Raw genomic sequence first — 24,801 nt, 5'->3', positions numbered from 1 at the left:
TGTGCGGATTTTTCTCTATTTAAAAATATACTTTAAAATTCCACAAGTACATTCCTGCCTAAAATTAAGGAGGATTTTAACATGATCGAATTATCATTAAACAATGTAGAAAAGTATTTTGGAGCTAATAGAGTTCTAAAAAATATAACCTTTGAAGTTAATAAAGGTGAAAGGATAGGCATAGTAGGAAGGAATGGATGTGGAAAAAGTACTGTTTTAAAACTTATTTATGGAAGTGAAGATCTTGATAATGGAAGTATAAGTATTAGGAGAGGTGCTTCCATTGGCTATTTAGAACAGATTCATGGGTTTGAAGAAGGTTCAACAGTAAGAGAAATTTTAAATATAGCATTTAAAGAATTATTAGAGCTTGAGACGAAAATGAAGTCGCTAGAAAATAAAATGTCAGATGAAAGAGAAGATATTTCTAGGTTATTAAGTCAATATAGCGAACTTCAGCAAAATTATGAAGTTCTAGGAGGATACGATAAGGAAGAGAAGCTTAGTAAGGTTTGTGAAGGCCTTAAGTTTAAGGATAGTTTTTTAGATAGGAGCTTTGATTTATTAAGTGGTGGAGAGAAAACTACAGTAGTACTTGGAAAGATACTACTAGAAAATCCAGATATTCTTCTTTTAGATGAGCCTACTAATCATCTTGATATGGAATCCTTAGAATGGCTTGAAGAGTATCTTAGAAATTATAAAGGAACAGTTATTATAGTATCCCATGATAGATATTTTTTAGACAACGTAATAACAAAAACTATAGAAATAGAGGATTTGATAAGCACTAGTTATAAAGGAAACTATTCAGCTTATGTTAAAGAAAAAGAAGATAATCTATTGCAGCAATATGAGTTGTATAAGGTACAACAAAAAAAGATAAACTCAATGGAGAAGTCCATAAAGACCTTAAGAGATTGGGCTAATCGTTCTGGAAATGAAAAATTCTATAGAAGAGCTGCAAGTATGCAAAAAAGATTAGAAAAAATAGATAAGGTAGATAAACCTAAAACAGAAAAAGTAAATATGCATATAAGCCTAACTGAAGGTGATAGGTCAGCTCAGGAAGTGATTAAAGTTAGAGGTGCTTCTAAAAGATTTGAGGATAAAACTCTATTTGATGAAGGTGATTTATTAGTTAGATTTAAGGAAAGAGTAGCACTAATAGGTGCAAATGGTTCTGGAAAGTCAACTTTATTAAAGACCTTATTAAAGGAAGAATCTTTAGATAGTGGAGTTTCTGAGATTGGTGCTAATGTAAAATTAGCCTATCTACCTCAAAATATTATATTTAATAATGAGGAATTAACTGTATTAGAATGTTTTAGAGAAGATATAGAAATATTAGAAGGAAAAGCTAGAGAGTATTTATCAAAGTATATGTTTTTTGGAGAAACAGTATTTAAGAAGGTTAAGGGATTGTCTGGTGGAGAGAGAACTAGATTAAAACTGAGTAAGCTTTTATATCATGAGGCGAATTTATTAATATTAGATGAGCCTACAAATCATTTAGATATTGATTCTATAGAAACCTTGGAAGATACCTTAGATGAGTTTAAAGGAACAATATTTTTTATATCTCATGACAGATATTTTATTAATAAAATGAGCAGTAGAATAGTAGCTTTAGAGGGTGGAAAATTTAACAGCTATTTGGGAGATTACGATTATTATAAGGTTAAGAAAAATGAAAGAGAAGAAATCAAGATAGATACAAAACCTTTAAAGATAGAAAAACAACAAAAGACTAAAGCTAATAACACTCAAAATAACAGCTATAAATTAAATAAGTTAGAGGAAAAAATAGTAGAAATAGAAAAAGAAATAAAAGCCTTGGACGAATTGATGGAGACTATTCAAGGAAACTACGAAGAAATAAATAAATGTTTCAAAAATAAAGAAGATTTACAAGTAGAACTAGAACTTTGTATGGAAGAGTGGTTATACTTGACAGAGCAGATTTAATAAATTAGAATGATATAAAATATATATGGTTAAAAGCTTTGAAGAGAATAAGTAGGATTAGGATAACCTTTAAAGAGAGTTCCCGGTAGGTGAGAGGGGCAAAGGATTTTAATTTGAATACATCTCTGAGCAGCATTCCGAAAGATAACAACTAGTAGGAATAAGACGCATCCTGCACACGTTATAGTGCTAGAGTATAACCAAGATTTTGGCGTACTTGATAAGGTTTATGTGGTGACGCATAGATGAACTAAGGTGGTAACACGGGATTATTACTCTCGTCCTTTTTATAAGGACGGGAGTTTTTTTGTGCAAAAAAACTGCATACTTAATTATCTAATTATCTAATTACCTAATTATCTAATTAAATAATTAGGTAATTAGGTAATTAGGAACGTAGATACGTAGATACATAGGTAATTAAGTAATTATATATGTATGAATATAGATTAGTTTAAAGGAGGAAATTTAAATGAAAAGCATTGAAGAACAACTAAAAATAATTATGAAAGGAGTAGATGAGGTTGTAGGTAAAGATGAACTTAAGGAAAAACTTGAAACAGGAAAAGCCTTAACTGTAAAACTAGGATTAGATCCTAGTGCACCAGATATTCATCTAGGTCATACCGTAGTATTGAGAAAAATAAAACAACTTCAAGATTTAGGTCATAAGGCAGTGATAATTATTGGAGATTTTACTGGAATGATAGGAGATCCTACTGGAAAATCTAAAACAAGGAAACAGCTTACAAAAGAGCAGGTAATAGAAAATGCTAAAACCTATGAAAAACAAATTTTTAAAGTACTTGATAAAAGTAAAACAGAGCTTAGGTTCAACAGTGAGTGGTTATCTAAGTTGAATTTTGAAGATGTAATTAAACTAGCTGCCACCACAACTGTAGCAAGAATGCTTGAAAGGGAGGATTTTAAGAAAAGATATACACAATACGAACCAATTGGGATTCATGAGTTTTTTTACCCTTTAATGCAGGCTTATGATTCGGTGGAAATTAAGGCAGACATTGAACTTGGAGGCACAGATCAGAGGTTTAACCTTCTTATGGGGAGAACTTTGCAAAAAGAATATAAACAGGACTCTCAAACAACTATATTTATGCCTTTATTAGAGGGTTTAGATGGAATTGAGAAGATGAGTAAGAGTCTTGGTAACTATATAGGAATAGATGAGCATAGTAAAGTAATGTATGAAAAAGCAATGTCTATACCAGACGAACTAATAATTAAGTACTATGAGTTAGTAACGGATGTACATCCAGATGATATACAGTTAATAAAAAAGTCTTTAGATGATGGTGAAAATCCAAGAAATATAAAAATGAAATTATCAAAAGAAATTGTGAAACTTTATCATGGAGAAGAAGAGGCTAAGGAAGCAGAAGAAAGATTTATTGAAATTTTTCAAAAAGGCAATATTCCTAATGATATTTTAACTGTAAAAGCAACTTCAAGTGGGTTTGATTTAATGAAAATATTAACTGAACATTCTTTAGTTCAAAGCAAAAAGGAAGTTAGAAGACTTATAGAACAGGGTGGAATAAAAATAAATGATACTAGAACCTTAGAACTAGAAAATATTAAATTAGTTGAAGAAATGATTATACAAATAGGAAAAAAGAAATTTATAAAAATTATAATTGAGGATTAGAATATGTACCAGTATTAAAACTCCATGAGCTTAGAAATTAGGCTTATGGAGTTTTTGGTTAGAAGAAAAAAGCTCCCACTAAGGAGCCAGTTGAATACACATAAAACCAAACCATGATATAAAAGCCAAGGTCATATAGAAATTTTCATTAAGATAAATATTTTTTAAACTCACCACAATCACCTCATTAGAAATTGTGGACAAGTATTTAGAATTATATACCTAAAAATAAATAAAGGAAGTAAAAAACTTCCTTTAAATTATTTAGCTTTATATGCGCTTATCATCCATAAAGCTTTTTCGTAATTTGATATAAATCCAGCTACAAGATCTATAGTTCCTTGATCTTTAGCATCTTCAGCTAAAGTAAGTATTTTTCTTGAATGTTCGACCATTGAAGTAAAATCTTCTTGAAGTATATTAATTGATTCATCTCCAGAGATTCCCTTGCTATCTAATTCTTTAACAGTTGTTAAACCTAAATATTCTTTTAAAGAAGCAGCTGGTCTAAAACCTAATATTAATATTCTTTCTGCAACAGCATCTAAATCCTCTGATATCCCATTATAGAATTCTTCAAATTTTGCATGTAATTGGAAGAAGGCAGGTCCTTCAACATTCCAATGAAGATTGTGTATTTTTGTGTATAGTGTATTTAAATTTGCTAAATAAACATTAAGTTCCTTTACTACATTTTCTAACGATTTTTTTTCTAAACCTATAAAATTTTTACTCATAAATAATCCCTCCAAATAATAAATAAATTTTATAATCATTTAAGCTTTGTAATGATTACAATATTATAATAACATCATTGACGAGTCTTGTCAATAATGACTATTAAGAAATTATAACTAAAAGTTTAATTAAGCTTTTAGAAGCTTCTCAGCAATGTGATAAATAAAAAGCACCGTAAAACTTTACTTTACAGTGCTTAACATACCCTAAAAAAGATAATACTATTCTTTATTTAAGTCTCTACATTTTTTACAAATACCTTTAAAGTTAAAGTATTGTTCCTTTATTTCAAAGCCTTCTAAATCCTTAATGGCAAGATTGTTAAAATCAATATCTATATCATATACTTCATTACAGTTCTCGCACTTGAAATGACCATGAATATTAGGATTAAATAAATCATAGCGAACTTCATTATCTTCTACAGTAATTACTTCGGCTATTTTTTTCTCCACAAATAAATTAAGAGTGTTGTAAACTGTAGTTTTTGATAAAGTAGGAATCTCTTTCACTAAGTTTTCATATATCTGTATCACATTTGGATGGTTTTTATTTTCATAAAGGTATTCAAATATTCTCTTTCTTTGATAAGAGGGGCTTATTCCATTATCTCTTAAATATTTTTCAACGTTATCTATGTTTAACATATATAAAACCTCCTTCATAGTTATAAACGTTACAATTTTATATTTATTATAATATTATCAGATTTTATTGAGTATGTGAATGGAAATAAACTTATATTAGTAGAATATTTAGGTATAATATCCTTCATAAGGTACATAATATAGGGGAGTAATGATTATTTGAGAGGATGTGTTTACAATGGCATTAAAAAATGCGATGACAGCAGATTTTTTACGTTCAGCTTATGGTGGAGAAAGTATGGCTCATATGAGATATCTAATTTGGGGCGATGCAGCTGAAAAGGATGGATATCCTAACATAGCAAGACTGTTTAAAGCTGTAGCTTATGCTGAATGGGCTCATGCAAAAAACCATTTTAATGTACTTAAGAATCAAGTTGGAGATAATACTGTAGCAGCAGGAGCTGTATTTGGAGAAACTAATATAGTAGATAATCTTCAAGGGGCTATAGATGGAGAGCTTCATGAAGTTGAACAAATGTATCCAGTATATCTTGAAACAGCTAAATTTCAAGATGAAAAAGATGCTCAAAGAGCATTTCATTATGCTTTAGAAGCAGAAAAAATCCATGCTGACTTATTTCAAAAAGCTCAGGATAAAGCTAAACAAGGAAAAGATATTGAAGCAGATACTATATATATTTGTCCTGTTTGTGGATTTACTGAAATAGGTGATAACGTTGAAAAATGCCCAGTTTGCGGAGTAAGTAAAGATAGATTTAAAGCATTCTAAAATTTTATATATAAAAACAAAAAAAATTGCTAATACTTAAGAGTATTAGCAATTTTTTTTAAAATGAATAAAACATGACCATTTTACTAGGAATTATATGGTATAATTTATATAAGTTTAAATTGTTTTAGAGGTGATTTATATATGAAGAGATTTAGAGTGTTAATTATTATAGCTGTGATATTTGTTGTAGGGATTATTGCTAGCTTAGTTATTAAAAACCAAAATGGTCCTGTTAATAAAGATGTAAAAACTGCTGAGATTCCAGATGTAGATCTTTCTTTTGGGGTTTTTGGAGATGTACATGAAAATGTAGATAGTTTCCAGAAGGCCATTAATGACATGTATACAATAAACCCTGGTATTAATGCACTTGTACTAAATGGAGATAGTGTGGACCAAGGATTAGATGTGCAATATAAGTCTATGAAGGATACAATTAATAAAAATAAAGATTTACTTCCTGACAAGATAATAAAAAATATAGGAAACCATGAATTTTTTGATTATGAGCATGGGGAGAATTCAGCAGAAGATGTTCAAGATTTCATAAGTAAATATTTGGACTTTTCAGGAGAAGATAAGGTATATCATGATACTTGGGTAAATAACTATCATTTTATATCTTTAGGATCAGAAGATGGGAATTCCGAAACTTTAAATTCTGTAAAAGCTTATATTTCTCCAGAGCAGCAAAATTGGTTAAAAGAAAAATTAGCGGAGAAATATGAGAAGGGTAAGCCTATATTTGTATTTTTACATCAACATTTAAGTAATGGTAAAAATGGTGGATGGGTAGGTTCAGATCAAGCTGATGAGGTTAGACAGATATTAGATAAGTATCCTGAAGTTATTCTGTTTACTTCACATACTCATAGAGATTTAACTGAAAGTAGTGTGGTTTTAGATCAACCTTTCACAACTATTCATACTGGAGCAATTCATTACACAATAATTCCAGATGAAAATAGTGAAGGTGGAAGAAGAAATGAACCTTATATTAAAGGATTATATGTAGAGGTTAACGGAAATAAGGTTACTGTTAAAGGTAGAGATTTTAAAGAAAAACAATGGATATTTAGTAAGGAAATTTCAAAATAATAACTTAATAGGTTAAGTGGCTATTACAAAGGAATTTGTAATAGCCACTTTTTATCTTAATTTTTAAAATATATCTTTATTTTTTCTTTGAGATTTGTTAATCTTAATAAATTCTTTTTTCTTTTCCGATTTAAGAGATTTATTTATCTTAGATTCCATAAATAAAGCTTCTTTTTTTAGCTTTTTGTAACTATTAAAACGATCCAAGGATAAGGTGCCATTTTCTATAGCTTCTTTTACTGCGCAGCCGGGTTCAGTGTTATGATTACAATTTGAGAACTTACACTTATTAGAAAGTTCCTGAATATCAGAAAAGGAATCATCTATGCCATCCGAATTATCTAAAAGCTGAAGTTCCCTCATACCAGGTGTATCTATTACAGCCCCATTAAAAGGTAGAGGAATTAGTTCTCTATGAGTTGTTGTATGCCTTCCTTTATCATTAAATTCACTAATATTACTTACTAATTGCTTATCTTCCTCTAATAATTTATTTATTAAAGTTGATTTACCAACTCCAGAAGAACCTAAAAATGCTATTGTAGAACCATTTGTTATTATAGACTTCACCTTATCAATTCCTTCATCTTTAAGGGAACTTACTACTAGAACTTCTATACCAATTGCAGTATTATAAACCTCAGATAATTTATCGTCTAAGTCTTCACATAAATCTGCTTTAGTCAGAATAACTACTGGGGTAGCCCCACTATCCCAAGAAATGCTTATATATCTTTCTAATCTTCTTAAGTTAAAATCTCTATTTAAAGACATACAAATAAATATAGTATCTATATTTACTGCTATAATTTGCTCCTCAATAGTGTTTCCAGCAATTTTTCTAGAAAGTTTACTTTTCCTAGGAAGTATTTTATTTATAATTGCATCACCAGAAGAGCCATCATTTCTATCTAATACAACCCAATCGCCAACTGCTGGGTAACTTTCTCTTCCTTGAGAGCTATAAAGAAGTTTTCCAGGAACCTTTGCAATTAATGTATCTATATCAGTAGTAACCTTATAAGATCCCTTATGCTCTGCTATGACTCTTCCTAAATAACCATCTTTATAAATCTCAAAATTATTTAAAATTTCTTGATTTAAACCTATTTTTTCTAAATTATTATTCAACGCTGAATCCTCCAATTTAATTAAATTTGGGTATAAAAATACCCGAGAGTAGTTCAAATAAATTACTCTCGGGTAAATAGCGTTAAATAAAATGAATTCTAAGCGAATTTAACTCCGGAGTAATTGTTATTAAAAACCAATATTTCTGATATATATTTGCTCATAAAACATCACTCCTTTCGTTTAATACCTAATAAGTATAGCATTTTATTTTAATATGCACAAGAAGGTAAATAGATTTTCCGTAGTTTTGATTAAATGAGAATTAATGTAATAAACCTTATTGAGTAAACATAATATAGATTACCAAACTATGTAAATTGGGATTGCATAGTTAAGTTTATTTCAATAAGGAGTGGAAAAATGAGAAAAAGAAAATTTTCAGTGTTTACAGCTATACTTACATTGTTTATGCAGCTTGTTTTTATAATACAACCTGCTAGTGTTTTAGCCGAAACAGGAGAAGATATTACAGGTACATCTAAGTTTCAGATTACTAATGTAGAGATCAAAAAGGATAATAATGATACTGAATTGGGGGAAAATGTAAAAAAAGATTCATCTATTTTTATTAAGTATAGTTGGATGATTCCTAATAGTGAGGATGTTAATCCAGGAGATTATTACACACTTCAATTGCCAAAGGAAATTAAAATTGTGGCCCCAATTAATCATGCTATAAATTCAGCAGATGGAAAAGTTGCAGATATGAATATAAATACAAATGGATTAGTAAAGCTTACTTTTACTAATTTTGCAAATAATTATTCGAATGTAACAGGTAACTTCTATGTAAACTGCCATTTTAAAGCCGATGAGATAGGAACTAATAATCCAGTCGAGATTATATTTAATATCCCAGGCAAATCTGAGCCAGTAAGAGTTAATATTGATTTTGAACAACCAAATCCATCTATTCAAAAATCAGTTGAATATAATAAGGCTACTGATGAAATAACATGGAAGATAGTAGTTAACAAAGAGAATGTTAATGTTGCTGATGCTAGTATAGAAGATACTATAGAAGCAGGACAAAAATTTATTGCAAATTCAGTAACAATAAATGGGCAGCCAGCAAGTAATACAAATTATAATTATGATGAAACCACTAGAAAATTCACCTATAATCTGGGAGATATAACTAAGCAACAAACCATAACATTTAAGACTAGTATACATGATGATTTAGCTACTAAGGATCAAGGAGATTACACGTATAGGAATAAAGCTACTTTAAATTATAAAGATGATGGTAACCCTAAGAGCGTAACGTCAAATAATGCATCGGTTACTGTTCCTATAAATTTAATTAGTAAGGGTGGAAAAAAGCAACAAGATATTAATAAGAAGATAGACTGGACAATCACAGTAAATGAAAGTGGTAGAACAATTAATAATGCAACTATAAAAGATACTCTTCCTAAGGGATTAAAGTTAGTAGAAGGAAGTTTAAAAGTTAATGGCAATATTCTTCAGCCTAATCAATATCAATATCAGTTTGTAAATTACCAAACTGATAGTATTCTTGATATTAACTTAGGAAATATAACTGATAAAAAGGTTATAACTTTTACAACTGATGTTGATATAAATGTTTATAACTCTAATAATCCAGTGAACTATAATAATAAGGCTGTTTTATCTGGAGAAGGTGTGAAAGAAGGTACCTCTTCAAATGATTGGGTTGGGATTACACCTAATATTATTCAGAAAAATGGAGCAGGCTATGATGCAGCTACAGGAATAATTACTTGGCAGGTTATTGTAAATAGTAATGAAACAAATGTAGGAGCAGGAGCAGTAGTTACAGATAATATTGAAGCAAATCAGAGTTATATAGAAGGTTCTGCCACTATAGATGATGGAAGTAATGGATCTTTTATTAACCTATCCAGTAGTCAAGTTGTTTATAAGTTTAATAACGCTTTTAATAAAAAGTATGTAATAACATTTAAAACTCAAGTAATAAACCCTACTCATTATAGAGCAAACCATAGCGAAAACTATAAAAATATAGTTAATTTAACTGCACCTAATATAAATCAAAATACTACAGGTTATCAGAAGGTAGACAGCGAGATAATTAGAAAAGAAGGAGTAAGCTATAATTACGCTACAAGAGAAGTAACGTGGAAAATAGTTGTTAATAGAAATAAAATGCCAATAACTAATGCTATTGTTACAGATGCAATTCCGAATGGACATGATTATGTGGCTGGTTCAGCGACTATAGATGATAGTACAGCAGGATCTTTTAATAGTGATAGTAATATAGCATCTACAAGAATATTGAAATATACTTTTAATGGCACTATAAATAAGACATATACAATAACATTTAAAACTAAGATTATAGATTTAAGCATATTTAATACTAGTGGAAACAGACCAGTAGAAAATACAGCAAGTATTACTGGAAATGAGATACCAACAAATGGAGATAATGACGGTACAGGAAGTCAAACTATTAGTAATGACATAGTTAGTAAGACTTCTAGTTACGCTAGTGGGAATGCATATATTGATTGGACAATAAAAACTAATCCAAATTGGAATGTTCCTATGTCTGGAGCGACTATAACTGATATTCTACAAGATGGACTTTCGCTAGATACAGATACAGTTGAACTATACAAAGCTTCTGTAAACTTTGATGGAACTCTTGTTCAAGGTGAGAAAGTAATCCTTACAGGAGAAAATGTAAAGTATGATATAAATACTAGGAAATTTGATTTTACATTTCCTCAAAATTCAGGTTCTGGAGCATTTATTCTTAAGTTTAGAACAAATGTATCTAAGACAGGTAATTACACAAATACAGTTAATTTTAAGGCTACTGGAGTAAGCGATGAAGATGGTACTACTCAAAATGGAGTTTGGTTTTCAGATGGAGGAGGTAGTGCCACAGGAGACACAACTGGAATTAGGATTATAAAAACTGATGGAGATTCTAAACCATTAAAAGGCGCTATATTCCAGCTTATAGATCAATACGGAAATGTTAAGGCTGTTTCATCAGCTACAGGAGATGATGGAGTTGCTTTATTTGATAAGCTTAAATATGAAAGAAATTATTCAATTAAAGAAATAACAGCACCAACAGGATACACGCTTAACAGCGATGTATATAAATTCCAAATAAGGCCAAGTTTAAATCAAGGAACATCTTATGATAGTGTTGATGGAGTGCTTAAGTTCTCAAGTAGTGACAATAGTAAGAAAATAGTAACTTATAACTATAAAGATGAAATATTAAGAGGAAGTATTCAACTTCACAAAGCAGGGGTTGAAGAAGATATTGAGGGAGCAGTATTTCAACTTTATAAAGAGGATGGAACAACTCCATTTAAGGATTCTAATGGTAATAATATAACATCAACTAGTAAAAAAGATGGGATAGTATTATTCACTAATATACCTTATGGAAAATATAAAATTAAGGAAATATTTGTACCCTCACCATATAGCCTTTATAAAGGTGACATATCAGTAGATTTAACAAGTTTAACTGCAAACGGACAAGTTGTTTATGCTAATCCATACAATGTATATAATTCTAAAATTAAAGGCTCACTAAAAATAATTAAAACTGATGAAGAGAATGAAGATAGAATAAAAGGGGTAACAATAGAAATCTATGATAACAATAAAAAGAAAATAAATATGGGAATAACAGGCGGCAATGGGGAAGTTCAGTTTGATAATTTGGTGTATGGGGATTATTACTATAGAGAAGTTGCAAAACCAGATAATTATATATTAGATAACTCATACCATGCATTTAAAATTGAATCAGATAGTACAGTTTTAGCTCCACAAATAATAAGATTTACTAACAGAAAAATAAAGGGGAATATAGAATTTACAAAGGTTGGTGAAGATTCTGATAGCAGTAAACTTAAAGGAGCAGTATTTGGACTTTATCAAAATGATGGAATAACTCCAGTTAAAAATTCTAATGGAGAAGCCATAACTTCAACTAGTGGAGATGATGGAAAAGTTCAATTTAAGAACATTGAATATGGAAGCTATAAAATAATAGAAATAAATGCTCCAACAGGATATAAAATATCTACGGAAGTTTTAACAGCAGTTATAGGGAAAGATGATAACGGAAAAACTGTTAAACCTGAAAGTGGAGATAAGCTTAAAAACATTAAAATAAGAGGGAATATAGAATTTACAAAAAAGGGTGACTTGTTAGATAAAGAAGCTCTTAAAGGGGCAGAATTCACACTTTACAAGGAAGATGGCATTACACCAGTTACAAACTTATTAGGTAATATAACCTCAACTAGTGATGAAAATGGAAAAGTTAGATTTAATAGCATCAAATACGGAAAGTACAAGATAAAAGAGACAAAAGCACCAGAAGGATATAATTTATCTAAAGAAGTTCTTAGTGTAAATATAACAGAAGAGGGTGTTACTGTGATACCAACATTTATAAGTGGGGTTGCTGCAAATGTAGTTATAAATAAACTTATAACTGGAGGAATAGAAATCTCTAAGAGCGATATCTCAACTTCAGCACCAGTACCAGGAGCAACTATTACTATCTACACAAAAGATGGTACAAAGGTAGTTGAAGCTATAACTGGAGAAGATGGAAAGGTTAAATTCGAAAAACTAAACTATGGAGATTATTATTTCGTAGAAACAAATGCACCAGAAGGATATTTATTAAACCCAGATAAGCATGAGTTTAGCATAAAAGAAGATGGAGCTATATTAAAAGCGACATTAACCAATACAATGATAACTGGAGGAATAGAAATATCTAAAACAGATATATCAACTTCAGCTCCAGTACCAGGAGCAACAATAACTATCTATACAAAAGATGGTACAAAGGTAGTTGAAGCTATAACTGGAGAAGATGGAAAGGTTAAATTCGAAAAACTAAACTATGGAGATTATTATTTCGTAGAAACAAATGCACCAGAAGGATATTTACTAAATCCAGATAAGCATGAATTTAGTATTAAGGAAGATGGTGTAGTACTAAAAGCAAGTTTAACTAATACAATGATAACTGGAGGAATAGAGATATCAAAGACAGATATTTCAACTTCAGCACCAGTACCAGGAGCAACAATAACTATCTACACTAAAGATGGTAAAAAGGTAGTTGAAGCTATAACTGGAGAAGATGGAAAGGTTAAATTCGAAAAACTAAACTATGGAGATTATTATTTCGTAGAAACAAATGCCCCAGAGGGATATTTACTAAATACAGATAAACATGAGTTTAGTATAAGAGAAGATGGAACCATACTAAAAGCAAGTTTAACTAATACAATGATAACTGGAGGAATAGAGATATCAAAGACAGATATTTCAACTTCAGCACCAGTACCAGGAGCTACAATAACTATCTATACTAAAACTGGGGACAAGGTAGTTGAAGCTATAACTGGAGAAGATGGAAAGGTTAAATTTGAAAAACTAAACTACGGAGATTATTATTTCGTAGAAACAAATGCACCAGAAGGATATTTATTAAACCCAGATAAGCATGAGTTTAGCATAAAAGAAGATGGAGCTATACTAAAAGCAAGTTTAACTAATACCATGATAACTGGAGGAATTGAAATCTCAAAGACAGATATTTCAACCTCAGCACCAGTATCAGGAGCAACAATAACTATCTATACAAAGGAAGGCACAAAGGTAGTTGAAGCCGTAACTGGAGAAGATGGAGAGGTTAAGTTTGAAAAACTAAACTATGGAGATTACTACTTTGTAGAAACAAACGCCCCAGAGGGATATTTACTAAATACAGATAAACATGAGTTTAGTATAAGAGAAGATGGAACCATACTAAAAGCAAGTTTAACTAATACAATGATAACTGGAGGAATAGAGATATCAAAGACAGATATTTCAACTTCAGCACCAGTACCAGGAGCAACTATTACTATCTACACTAAAGATGGTAAAAAGGTAGTTGAAGCTATAACTGGAGAAGATGGAAAAGTTAAGTTTGAAAAGCTAAACTACGGAGATTATTATTTCGTAGAAACAAATGCACCAGAAGGATATTTATTAAACCCAGATAAGCATGAGTTTAGCATAAAAGAAGATGGAGCTATATTAAAAGCGACATTAACCAATACAATGATAACTGGAGGAATAGAAATATCTAAAACAGATATCTCAACTTCAGCACCAGTACCAGGAGCAACGATTACTATCTACACAAAAGATGGTACGAAAGTAGTTGAAGGAATAACTGGTGAAGACGGAAAAGTTAAGTTTGAGAAACTAAACTATGGAGAGTACTATTTTGTAGAAACAAATGCGCCGGATGGATATGTATTGAATACGGATAAACATGAATTTAGCATAAAAGAAGATGGTGTAATATTAAAAGATAGTATAACAAATACAAAGAAAGTTGTAATAGATCTTCCACAGACAGGAGGCTCAATAAGTCTTACAACTTTAATATATATAGGCATTTTTTCTATATTAACAGGATTAGTGTTTATATTTATTAAGAGAAGAAAAACCAACTAAAATAAAGGATTAAGATCTAGGAGTATTGTGTAGTTTAATTTTTAAACTCATGATACTCCTTAATTGTTTATATTAACAGATTAATTAAAATGATAAAAATATACTTTAAGTTAAATAATAATAAAAAGTTTCCTTATACCTTAAAAAATATATTCATTTTCTCGAACTATATATTTAAGCATATCTTTTAGGAGGATATTCAAGTGATTAAAAGTATTAATAATAAAATAATAGATATAAAAAATAATAATGAAGATATAAACATATTTATTGATCAGTATAGACCATTTATTATATCTACAACCAGTAAAATACTTAGACGGTACATAGATTATCATAACGATGAAGAATATAGTATAGCACTGATGGCTTTTTCAGAGGCAATTCAGAGTTATAAAGTGGACAGGGGGGACTTCTTATCTTTCGCTCAAAGATTAATAAAGCTAAGATTAATTGATAATTATAGAAAACAGAATAGGCAAAAAGAAGCTAAGTTTAGCGGGTTAGAGGAATTAGAAGATGAGGTTAAAGTTCAATATATAGATAAAGTTTCTTTAGAAAACTATAAGCAAGAAGGAATAGATTATTTAAGAAAATTAGAGATAGAACAATTTTCAAAAGAGCTATTAGAGTATGATATAAGCTTTGATGATTTAATTAAAGTGTCTCCTAAGTGGAAGTCAACAAAGGTTTTATATAACACCTTGATTAAGGAATCTATTAAAAACACTTTAGTTATGAAAAGTTTTACTAGAAATAAAACATTAAATATTAAAGAGTTAGAAAAAGTTACGAATATACCCCGAAAAAAAATAGAAAGAGCGCGAAGATATATAGTAGCAGTATTAATAATACTTGTTGGAGATTATGAATACTTAAGAGATTATATAAGTTTGGAGGAATGAGAATGAAAGGGATAGTTTTAGAAAAAAAAGATGGGCATGCAGTTTTGGTGGATAAACAAGGTAAGTTTTACAAAGTAAAAGATAAAAATGACATAATAGTTGGAACTGAATATGAGGGGTCTATGTTTTTGAGATTAAACAAGGGATTAGTTTTTAAAGTATCTGCGTTGATGATAGCTGCGACATTAGGGATATTTGGTTATAATGCATATGCACTACCTAACGCATATGTATCACTTGACATAAACCCTAGTGTGGAGTTAGCAACTAATTCTTTTGGAACAGTTATTGATGTTAATCCATTAAATGAAGATGGTGAGAAATTAAGTGAGGGTTTAACACTTGAGGGGCAGAAAGTTGAAGATGCATTACAAAATTTAATTGAGGAAGCTAAGACTGAAGGATATCTTGATGAAAGCTTAGATAATGCAGTAGCTGTAACTGTTTCAACTGATGATGAAGCTAAAGGAGAAGATATTCTACAATCTGCCGAAGAAGCTGTAAAATCTGAACTTGAAAATCAAAATCTAGAAGATACTGAGATCATAGCTGAAAATATAAATACAGAGAGACATAAAGAAGCAGAACGATTAGGAATATCTCCAGGGAAGATGTTATTAATAGAAAAGCTAAAAGCAGCTGATTTAGAAGTTGATGCTGATGAATATGCAAGTAAACCAGTGAGAGAAATAATGAAGGTGTTAAATGCTAAAAGAGCTGAAGATAGAGCTGAAGCTAAAGAAATGAAAAAAGAGGCAAAAAAAGATAAAGATAGCAATATTGAAGATAATGTATTGCAGGAGGAGACAGAACAATCTTCTAATGAGGTATTAACTGAAGAGAAAGTTGAAGCCAAGTCTATAAATAAGAGCGAAGAGAAAATAGCACCTGAAAAGACTACTGAAGTAAAGGGCAAAACTAACAATTCTCCAAGTGATAATAGCCAAAAAGGTCAACAACAGTCTGAAAATGCTAAATTAAATTCACAAGAAAAAAGTAATAATTCTCAGAATAAAAATGAAAAAGCTAATGAAAAGGGAAATAATAATAAATCTAATAAAAAATAGTTTCTGGCTTAATGATGATTTTTACTAAGAAAAGAAGATATATTTCCAAACATTAATAAAAATCTATAAAATTTATAGCCTCAAGATAAACATAAAAAGTTATCTTGAGGCTATTTTCATATTAAGAAAATTATCAAAGATACAATTTGGTGTATAATTAATAAAAATGACTTGTAATAAGGGGATTTAATGAAAGCTATTTATATTAAGGGGGAGACTAATGAGTATATTTCTTTATATCTTATCTAATAACATAATACCAATATTTTTTCTAATAATCTTAGGTTATATATTAAGCAAGAAGTTTAACTTTGACATTAATACACTTAGTAAAATAAATATATATTTGTACATGCCTTTTTTTATTTTTACACAGATATATAGTACTAAAATGCCTGATAATATGGGGAGAGTTCTTCTATTTGTAATAATTTTAGCTGTATTTAATTCCATAGTATCATCATTAGTAGCTAAAATAAGAAAATATGATGAAGGTTTTAAAAATGCATTTATAAATTCTATAATATTCTATAATTCAGGAAATATAGGAATTCCTCTAATTACTTTAGTGTTTAGCAGTGCACCGTTTATAGTAGATGGACAGACACCTTATTTAACAGCGGCATTAACAACTCAAATAGTAGTGCTAATAGTACAAAATATATCTACCAATACATTAGGTTTTTATAATGCAGGGAAAGGAAGTATGCATTGGAAGGATTCTGTTAAAAGTATATTTAGGATGCCAGCAATATATGCTATACCCACAGCTTTTCTGTTAAAGCTTATGCCATATAATTTAGAAAAATTTCCTTTGTGGCCAGCTTTTAATTATTTAAAAGAAGGGCTTATATCTATAGCGCTTATAACTTTAGGTGCGCAGCTTGCAAAGACTAAATTCGCATTTAATAATAAAGAAGTTTATATTTCAAGCTGTGTAAGACTTATAGGAGGTCCTATAATTGCTTTAATAATATTAAAGTTTATTAATATTACAGGAGTTGCAGCTCAAACCTTAATGATCTCATCAGCATTACCTACAGCGGTTAATACTGCACTTATAGCTGTGGAGAGAAAAAATCACCCTGATTTTGCATCTCAGGCAGTTATGGTGGCAACTTTAAGTAGTGCTGTTACTTTGGTTTTAGTTGTATATATTTCTAGAATTATTTTTCCAGTATAAATAAGTTAATATGATATAATTTTATGGGGTGATATTATGAAAGATAAGATTATAGATTTAAGAAGTGATACGGTAACACAACCTACACAAGAAATGAGAGAAGCTATGTTTAAAGCTATGGTAGGTGATGATGTATACGGAGATGATCCAACTATAAATGAACTTGAAGAATATGCAGCTAAGTTAGTAGGAAAAGAAGCTGCTTTATTTGTACCTAGTGGAACTTTTGGAAATCAGTTAGCTTTATTTACTCACTGTAAAAGAGGAGATGAGGTTATACTTGGGGATGATTGTCATATAGTAGCTCATGAAGTTGGGGGATCTGCGGTTATTGCTGGAGTTCAACTTAGAGCCTTAGAAACAGTTAGAGGACAACTTAATTTAGATAAGGTAAGGTCAATTATAAGAACTGAGGATGAGGATATACATTTCCCAGGAACTTCTTTGATATGTATTGAAAATGCTTATTCTAACGGAGCTGTTTTACCTTTAGACTACGTAAAAGAAGTTTATGAAATAGCTAAGGATAGAAATATAAATCTTCATATAGATGGAGCTAGATTATTTAATGCAGCTATTTCTTTAGAAGTTGATGTTAAAGAAATTACAAAATATTGTGATTCAGTGATGTTCTGTTTATCAAAAGGTCTTTGTGCACCTATAGGATCAATGCTTGCAGGAAGTAAAGAATTTATAGATAAAGCAAGAAAGAAAAGAAAGCTTTTAGGTGGAGGAATGAGACAAGCTGGTTTCTTAGGAGCAGCTGGACTTATAGCCTTAAAAGACATGACTAAAAGATTAAAGGAAGATCATGATAATGTAAAATATTTAGCTCAAAGACTAGAAGAAATTCCAAACATAAAGGTTGATAGAGAGAATCTTGATATTAATCTAGTATTCTTTAAAATAGAAAACTGTCCGCTATCTTCAGAAGAAATGGTTAATATCTTTAGTGAAAAAGGAATAAAAATAAATGGACCAGAGGTCGGCAAAATGAGATTTGCAACTCACTATTGGGTTAACAAGGAAGATATAGACTATGTAGTTGAGGTAATGAAGTCAATATTAAAATAAAGAGTATTGAAAAAGTTAAAAACTAATGATAGTATGTAATTATCTTAAATAAGAAAGGGAGTATATTTGTGAGTGAGGTAGTTTTAAACTAAGTAATTAAATAATAAGTCTTAAAAATCAAACCTTTTATAGGTTTATTTGTTGATGGATTTTTTAGGCTTACACTTAGTAAAAACTGTTCACAACTCCTTAAGGTAAATAGGATTTTTTCTTGTAAAAAAATTTTATTACTTAAATTGTATTTGTACTGTAGGTGAACTCTGTTTGCCTACAGTTTTTTTATTACACAAAATTAATATTGAGTAGCTTTAATTAAGTGAAGAGTCTTTAAAATCCTCTAAATAAAAATAATGGAGGAATTAAAGTTGAATAATAAAACCACAGAATTATTAGAATACAACAAAATAAAAGATATATTAAAAGGATATGCCTTATCAGAAATTGCAAAAAACAATATAGAAAAACTAGAACCTTCAATAGACAAAAACAAAATAGAGATGGATATGAAGGAAACTACTGAAGCGAGAAATGTAGTAAATATAAGCTCCAGCATACCACTTCATAGTTTGGCAGGCATAAATGGAATAAAGGAAAAATTAGATAAGGGAATAATACTATCTCCAGAAGATTTAGAAACACTTTGTGGACTTCTAAAAGAGATAAAAAAGATGAAGAGGTTTATGGAAGACAAACAGTATTATGCACCTACTATAAGCAGTTATATCCATTCAGCATATGAAATGGAGGATGTAAGAGAAGAAATTGAAAAATGTATAGTTAGAGGAGCTGTAGATGATAGAGCAACCTCTGCTTTATGGAAAATAAGAAGAAAGATATATGCTCTTGAAGATAAAATAAAGGTTAAGCTAGAAGCTGTGCTTAGAAATGAAAAATATAAAACCTATATTCAGGATTCAGTAATAAGCCAAAGAAATGGAAGGTATGTAATTCCTGTAAAAAGCAGTTATAGAAAAGATATAGAAGGAAGTATCCATGATAAATCAAATACTGGTTCAACCACATTTATAGAGCCAGTGGAAGTTAAAAAGGCTCAAGATGAATTAGAAAGCTATAGATTTGAAGAGGAGAAGGAAGTATATAGAATATTATCGACCTTAACTAATCTAGTTTGTGATTATAAAAGAGAGCTAAATATAAATATAGAGATAATGAGTAACTATGATTTTATATTTGCCAAAGGAAAATATAGCAAAGCTGTTGATGGGAGAGCGGTTAGTTTTAATACTAAAAATTATACAAATATTATTAAAGGAAAACATCCATTAATAGGTCAATCAGCAGTACCATTAGATTTTGAAATAGGAAAAGATTATAAAGGAGTAATTATAACTGGACCTAATACTGGAGGAAAAACAGTTGCACTAAAGACTTTAGGGTTAATAACAATGATGGCTCAATCAGCTCTTCATGTTCCGGTAGATGAAGGAAGTGAAATAGGTATATTTGGCGATATATTAGTAGATATAGGAGATGGTCAGAGTATAGAACAAAACCTAAGTACCTTCTCTTCTCATATAAAAAATATAATTAATATTTTAGATAATGCAGATAAATATACCTTGGTTATTTTAGATGAAATAGGATCAGGAACAGACCCAGGAGAAGGTATGGGGATTGCTATTTCAGTACTTGAAGAGCTATACGATAAAGGGGCAACTATATGCGCCACAACTCACTATAATGAAATTAAAAATTTTGCAGAAAAACACGAAGGTTTTATTAATGGCTCTATGGAATTTGATATAGAAACACTTAAACCATTATATAAACTTAATATAGGAAAACCTGGTGAAAGTAACGCTTTTTTAATTGCACTAAGACTTGGGATGGAAAAGAAATTAATTGAAAAAGCCCATGAGATAGCTTATAAGGAAAAAGTGGATTACTCTCAATATAAAATAGTAAATACTAATAAGCTTGAAGAAACTAAGATTAATGAAGAAAAAATAGAAAAGATAAAGATTTTAGAAAAGAAAAATAATCAGCTAAAAGATAAGTCAAAGGAACCCCTATTTAATATTGGAGATTCTGTATTTATAACCTTTATGAATAGAACAGGGGTTATATGCGAAGCTGAAAACTCTAAAGGTGAGTACGGAGTTATGGTTATGAGGAAAAAAATAAGAGTTAATAAGAAAAGATTATCTCTTTATATAGATAAAGAAGAATTGTATCCTGAGGATTATGACTTTGATATTATTTTTGAAAGCAAAGAAAATAGAAAAAAGAATAAAGTTATGAACAAGAGACATGTTGATGGTATGATAATTAATATAGAGGATAAATAAAACTTGATATTTTTGGTTTTAGGAGCTGATTTGTATGGGAGATTATATAAATTTTATAGAGAATGCATGGAAAAACTTTGTAGAGAATGATTATGTTGAGCCGCAAGTGAGAAAAGAAATTTCTGAATCTTGGGTTAGATGCAAAACCTATGGGGTTGATTATAATAGCGGAAGAGGAAGTAACAGATATAAAATAGATGTTGAAGTAAAAGCAAAAGAAAATGAAACATTAATATCTGTAGCAATTCCAATAATGAAAAGTCTCTATAATATTGTTAAAGGAACAGGTTTTGCCATAATGCTTACAGATAGAGATGGATATATAATTCATATAATCGGAGATAAGGATATAATGAAAAGAGCAGATGAGCTAAATTTTGTAAAGGGTGCATTATGGACTGAAAAGGTGGTTGGAACTAATGCTATAGGAACAGCTATGTATTTAAATAAGCCATTACAAACTATTGGAGCAGAGCACTATGGAAAGAGTCAACATTCATGGACTTGCTCTGCAGCTCCTATAAATGATGAAAATGGCAACTTAGTTGGCTGTATTAATATGTCTGGAAATAGGTCAGATGCTCATTTGCATACATTAGCTATGGTTATTTCAGCTGCTCAGGCTATAGAGAAACAAGTAGCCTTAACTAACTCCTATAATCTTTTAAATACAACTTTTGATTCTGTGTTTGAAGGACTTATTTCATTGGATAGAGATTTAAAAATACAAAGAATAAATAATAGAGCAAGTGAAGTTTTAAGATTATCTAGAGAAGAAGCTCTAGACTTAAATATAAAGAGTGTAATAAGAAACATAGATCTTGAAGAAATAATTAATACTAAAGGACATAATAATATAGATTGTGACTTTTATATAAAATCTAAAATTATAAAATGCATAATAAATGTTGTACCAATAAAAACAAATGAAGAAGTTAATGGTATAGTTATTAGTCTTAGAGAAGCTAAACATGTTCATAAACTTGTAGGGAAAATTGTAGGTTATAAAGCGACCTATACCTTTGAAGATTTTATAACTAATAACTCTAAGATGAAAAGTGTTATAAATATGGCAAGAAAAGCTTCAAGTAGTGATTGCAATATTTTAATTGAAGGAGAGAGTGGCACTGGTAAGGAAGTTATAGCACAGGCTATTCATAACTTCAGTAAAAGATCTAATAAACCTTTTGTAGCAATAAATTGTGCCTCTATTCCGAGAGAACTCGTGGAAAGTGAATTCTTTGGATATGAGAGAGGGGCTTTTACTGGAGCCAATAAAGAAGGTAACCCAGGAAAGTTTGAACTAGCTGATGGAGGAACAATTTTTTTAGATGAGATAGGAGAACTACCTTTAGACATACAAAGCAAGCTTTTAAGGGTATTGGATAATAATAAAATTACTAGAATAGGAGCAACTTATGAAAAACAATTAAATGTTAGAGTTATAGGTGCTACTAATAGAGTTCTTAAGGATGAGATAAGAAAAAAGAGTTTTAGAGAAGATTTATATTATAGATTAAGTGTAATAAATATAAAAACACTTCCACTGAGAGAAAGAAAAGAAGATATAGAGCCATTAGTAAATAGTTTTATCCAGCTATTGAATAGCAGTAATTCTATTGATAAGATAGTTACTCCAGATTATATAGAGAAACTTAAACAGTTGGAATGGAGCGGAAATGTAAGAGAGCTTAGAAATGTTGTGGAAAGAGACTATTACTTAAGCGAAGATGAACTAAATGCTAAAGAAGATTGTGAAGTAAGTTTAGATAAGGAATTACTTACAAATGATGAAGAAGTAATATCAATGCAGGAATTAGAAAGAGAAAACATAGAAAAAGCTATATATAGTTGTGAAGGAAATATAGTAAAAGCTGCCTTACTTCTCAATATTAGCAGAGCAACTATTTATAGAAAAATAAAAAAATATAACATATCACTGTATCATAATGAGAAAATTTTATAGTAATCTCAAAATGAGACAGATATAAATGTTTCATTTTGAGAATGTGAAGATAAAAAGGGCTTAATTTAAGTCCTTTTTCTTTTGGCATAATAGTTGCTTTAATATTTGTGAATAAATTAACATTGATGTTAAGAAAGTAACGATTAGGAGGAATAGTTATGAAAGCAGCGTTATGGTATGGAGTTAAAGATGTTAGAGTTGAAGAGATTGAAGAACCAAAGGTTTTAGAGGGAACAGTAAAAGTTAAAGTAAAATGGTGTGGCATATGTGGGTCAGATCTTCATGAATATTTAGGAGGACCAATTTTTATACCAGTTGGACAACCTCATCCTTTAAGCAAAAATGTGGCACCAGTTGTATTAGGACATGAGTTTTCTGGAGAAGTTGTAGAGGTTGGAGAAGGTGTTAGTAAGTTCAAAAAAGGCGATAGAGTTATAGTAGAGCCTATGGTTGTTTGTGGGGAATGCCCAGCCTGCAAAGAAGGTAAATACAATCTTTGTGAAAAATTAGGCTTTCATGGATTATGTGGATCTGGTGGGGGATTTGCAGAGTATACAGTTTTTCCACAAGAATACATACACAAGATTCCAGAGGGAATGTCATACGAGCAAGCAGCGCTAGTAGAGCCAATGGCAGTAGCATTACATTCGATAAGAATAGCTAAGTTTGTAACTGGAAACACAGCCTTAGTGTTGGGTTCAGGACCAATAGGTCTTGCAACAATTGAGTGTTTGAAAGCAGCGGGAGCTAGTTTAGTAATAGTTCTACAAAGAAAGTCTATAAGACAAGAATATGCAAAAAGAGCTGGAGCTGATTATGTATTAGATCCTAATGAATGTGACATAGCTACAGAAGTTAAAAAGTTAACAGGTGGATTGGGTGTTGATGTAGCATTTGAGACAACTGGAGCAAAGATAGGTTTAGATACAGGCCTTGACTCACTTAAATTTGAAGGAACTTTAGTTGTGACAAGTATTTGGGAAGGTGAAGTTAATATAAATCCTAACAAGCTAGTATTTACTGAAAAGAAAATAGTAGGAACATTAGCTTACAGACATGAATTCCCTGCAACAATGGCCCAAATGAAAGATGGAAGAATAAAAGCTGAAGGATATATAACATCTAAGGTATACATTGACGATATAGTTGAAAAAGGATTTGGAGCATTAACAGGACCTGAGAAAAAGAAACACGTAAAGATATTAGTAACCCCAGAGAAGGAACTTTTATAATAAAAACTAAGGATTAATATATGGAGGAGAAAAATGTACAAGATAGTTAAAAAAAGACAACTAAATGAAAATATCTATCTAATGGATATAGAAGCACCAAGAGTAGCAAAATCATCAAATCCAGGACAGTTCATCATAGTTAAGATGGATGAAAAAGGTGAAAGAATTCCATTAACCATATGCGATTATGACGCTGAAGCTGGAACAGTAACAATAGTGTTCCAAACTTTAGGTGGATCAACACAAAAAATGGCTACTTACAATGAAGGAGATTACTTCCATGACTTCGTAGGCCCACTTGGAGTACCTTCAGAAATGGTACATGAAGATTTAGATGAGTTAAAGAAAAAGAAAATAGTATTTATAGCAGGTGGAGTTGGAACTGCACCAGTATATCCACAAGTTAAGTGGCTAAATTCAAGAGGAATTAATGTAGATGTTATAGTAGGGGCAAAAAGCAAAGACATATTAATATTAGAAGAAGAGATGAGAGAAGTAGCAGGAAACCTATATATAGCAACAGACGACGGTTCCTATGGACATAAAGGATTAGTAACAG

At 30.3% G+C, this 24,801-nt stretch carries 16 protein-coding genes and 1 other annotated feature; of the genes, 13 read left to right on the top strand and 3 right to left on the bottom strand.

Features of this window, described 5'->3' with window-relative positions; translation table 11 throughout:
- Positions 1-81: 81 nt before the first annotated feature.
- Both abc-f and tyrS read left to right on the top strand, forming a co-directional pair.
- The gene (gene abc-f / locus L1S49_RS10805; RefSeq protein ID WP_238904320.1) at positions 82-1,968 is read left to right on the top strand and encodes a ribosomal protection-like ABC-F family protein; all 1,887 of its coding nucleotides are present in this window, start codon (positions 82-84) and stop codon (positions 1,966-1,968) included.
- A gap of 29 nt (positions 1,969-1,997) precedes the next feature.
- Positions 1,998-2,257 (top strand) — a binding site (T-box leader).
- A gap of 183 nt (positions 2,258-2,440) precedes the next feature.
- Positions 2,441-3,634, top strand: coding sequence for a tyrosine--tRNA ligase (gene tyrS / locus L1S49_RS10800; protein WP_238904318.1), 1,194 nt, complete (start codon positions 2,441-2,443; stop codon positions 3,632-3,634).
- A gap of 260 nt (positions 3,635-3,894) precedes the next feature.
- On the opposite strand, the gene L1S49_RS10795 is transcribed toward tyrS, so the two are convergent.
- A complete protein-coding gene (locus tag L1S49_RS10795; RefSeq protein WP_073021055.1) occupies positions 3,895-4,371 on the bottom strand; it encodes a DNA starvation/stationary phase protection protein in 477 nt (158 codons plus the stop codon).
- 222 nt (positions 4,372-4,593) lie between these two features.
- Entirely contained in the window at positions 4,594-5,019 is a 426-nt protein-coding gene (locus L1S49_RS10790; RefSeq protein ID WP_238904316.1) for a Fur family transcriptional regulator, read from the bottom strand.
- 178 nt (positions 5,020-5,197) lie between these two features.
- On the opposite strand from L1S49_RS10790, the gene L1S49_RS10785 reads away from it, so the two are divergent.
- Positions 5,198-5,752 carry a rubrerythrin family protein gene (locus L1S49_RS10785; protein ID WP_238904314.1) on the top strand — a complete coding sequence of 185 codons (555 nt, stop codon included), beginning with the start codon at positions 5,198-5,200 and terminating at the stop codon, positions 5,750-5,752.
- A 144-nt stretch (positions 5,753-5,896) separates the two neighbouring features.
- Positions 5,897-6,853 (top strand): metallophosphoesterase, encoded by a 957-nt coding sequence (locus L1S49_RS10780; protein ID WP_073021051.1) that lies wholly within the window; start codon positions 5,897-5,899, stop codon positions 6,851-6,853.
- Positions 6,854-6,916: 63 nt separating this feature from the next.
- Here L1S49_RS10780 and rsgA read toward each other — a convergent pair whose 3' ends face one another.
- The gene (rsgA, locus tag L1S49_RS10775) at positions 6,917-7,984 is read right to left on the bottom strand and encodes a ribosome small subunit-dependent GTPase A (RefSeq protein WP_238904312.1); all 1,068 of its coding nucleotides are present in this window, start codon (positions 7,982-7,984) and stop codon (positions 6,917-6,919) included.
- Positions 7,985-8,347: 363 nt separating this feature from the next.
- Between rsgA and L1S49_RS10770 the strand changes: the two genes are divergently transcribed.
- The 9 genes from L1S49_RS10770 to L1S49_RS10730 all read left to right on the top strand — a co-directional run.
- Positions 8,348-14,506, top strand: a complete 6,159-nt coding sequence (locus L1S49_RS10770; RefSeq protein WP_238904310.1) for a SpaA isopeptide-forming pilin-related protein — start codon at positions 8,348-8,350, stop codon at positions 14,504-14,506.
- A 203-nt stretch (positions 14,507-14,709) separates the two neighbouring features.
- The gene (sigI, locus tag L1S49_RS10765) at positions 14,710-15,411 is read left to right on the top strand and encodes an RNA polymerase sigma-I factor (RefSeq protein ID WP_238904307.1); all 702 of its coding nucleotides are present in this window, start codon (positions 14,710-14,712) and stop codon (positions 15,409-15,411) included.
- A gap of 2 nt (positions 15,412-15,413) precedes the next feature.
- Positions 15,414-16,478, top strand: a complete 1,065-nt coding sequence (locus L1S49_RS10760; protein ID WP_238904305.1) for a hypothetical protein — start codon at positions 15,414-15,416, stop codon at positions 16,476-16,478.
- A gap of 220 nt (positions 16,479-16,698) precedes the next feature.
- Complete coding sequence (locus tag L1S49_RS10755) at positions 16,699-17,661, top strand: AEC family transporter (protein ID WP_238904303.1); 963 nt, start codon at positions 16,699-16,701, stop codon at positions 17,659-17,661.
- Positions 17,662-17,697: 36 nt separating this feature from the next.
- Positions 17,698-18,735, top strand: coding sequence for a low-specificity L-threonine aldolase (gene ltaE / locus L1S49_RS10750; RefSeq protein ID WP_238904301.1), 1,038 nt, complete (start codon positions 17,698-17,700; stop codon positions 18,733-18,735).
- Positions 18,736-19,100: 365 nt separating this feature from the next.
- Positions 19,101-21,044, top strand: coding sequence for an endonuclease MutS2 (locus L1S49_RS10745; protein ID WP_238904299.1), 1,944 nt, complete (start codon positions 19,101-19,103; stop codon positions 21,042-21,044).
- 34 nt (positions 21,045-21,078) lie between these two features.
- Positions 21,079-23,010, top strand: coding sequence for a sigma-54-dependent Fis family transcriptional regulator (locus L1S49_RS10740; RefSeq protein WP_238904296.1), 1,932 nt, complete (start codon positions 21,079-21,081; stop codon positions 23,008-23,010).
- A gap of 158 nt (positions 23,011-23,168) precedes the next feature.
- A complete protein-coding gene (locus L1S49_RS10735) occupies positions 23,169-24,242 on the top strand; it encodes a 2,3-butanediol dehydrogenase (protein ID WP_238904294.1) in 1,074 nt (357 codons plus the stop codon).
- Between the two features lie 33 nt (positions 24,243-24,275).
- Positions 24,276-24,801: sulfide/dihydroorotate dehydrogenase-like FAD/NAD-binding protein (locus L1S49_RS10730; protein WP_238904292.1), on the top strand; the 526-nt coding region annotated here is incomplete at its 3' end.

It is taken from the genome of Clostridium sp. YIM B02506 (assembly GCF_022324845.1).
GTDB lineage: Bacteria > Bacillota > Clostridia > Clostridiales > Clostridiaceae > Clostridium_T > Clostridium_T intestinale.
Note: the sequence above shows the minus strand (reverse complement) of the source record. Positions and strands in the feature narration are given on the sequence as shown.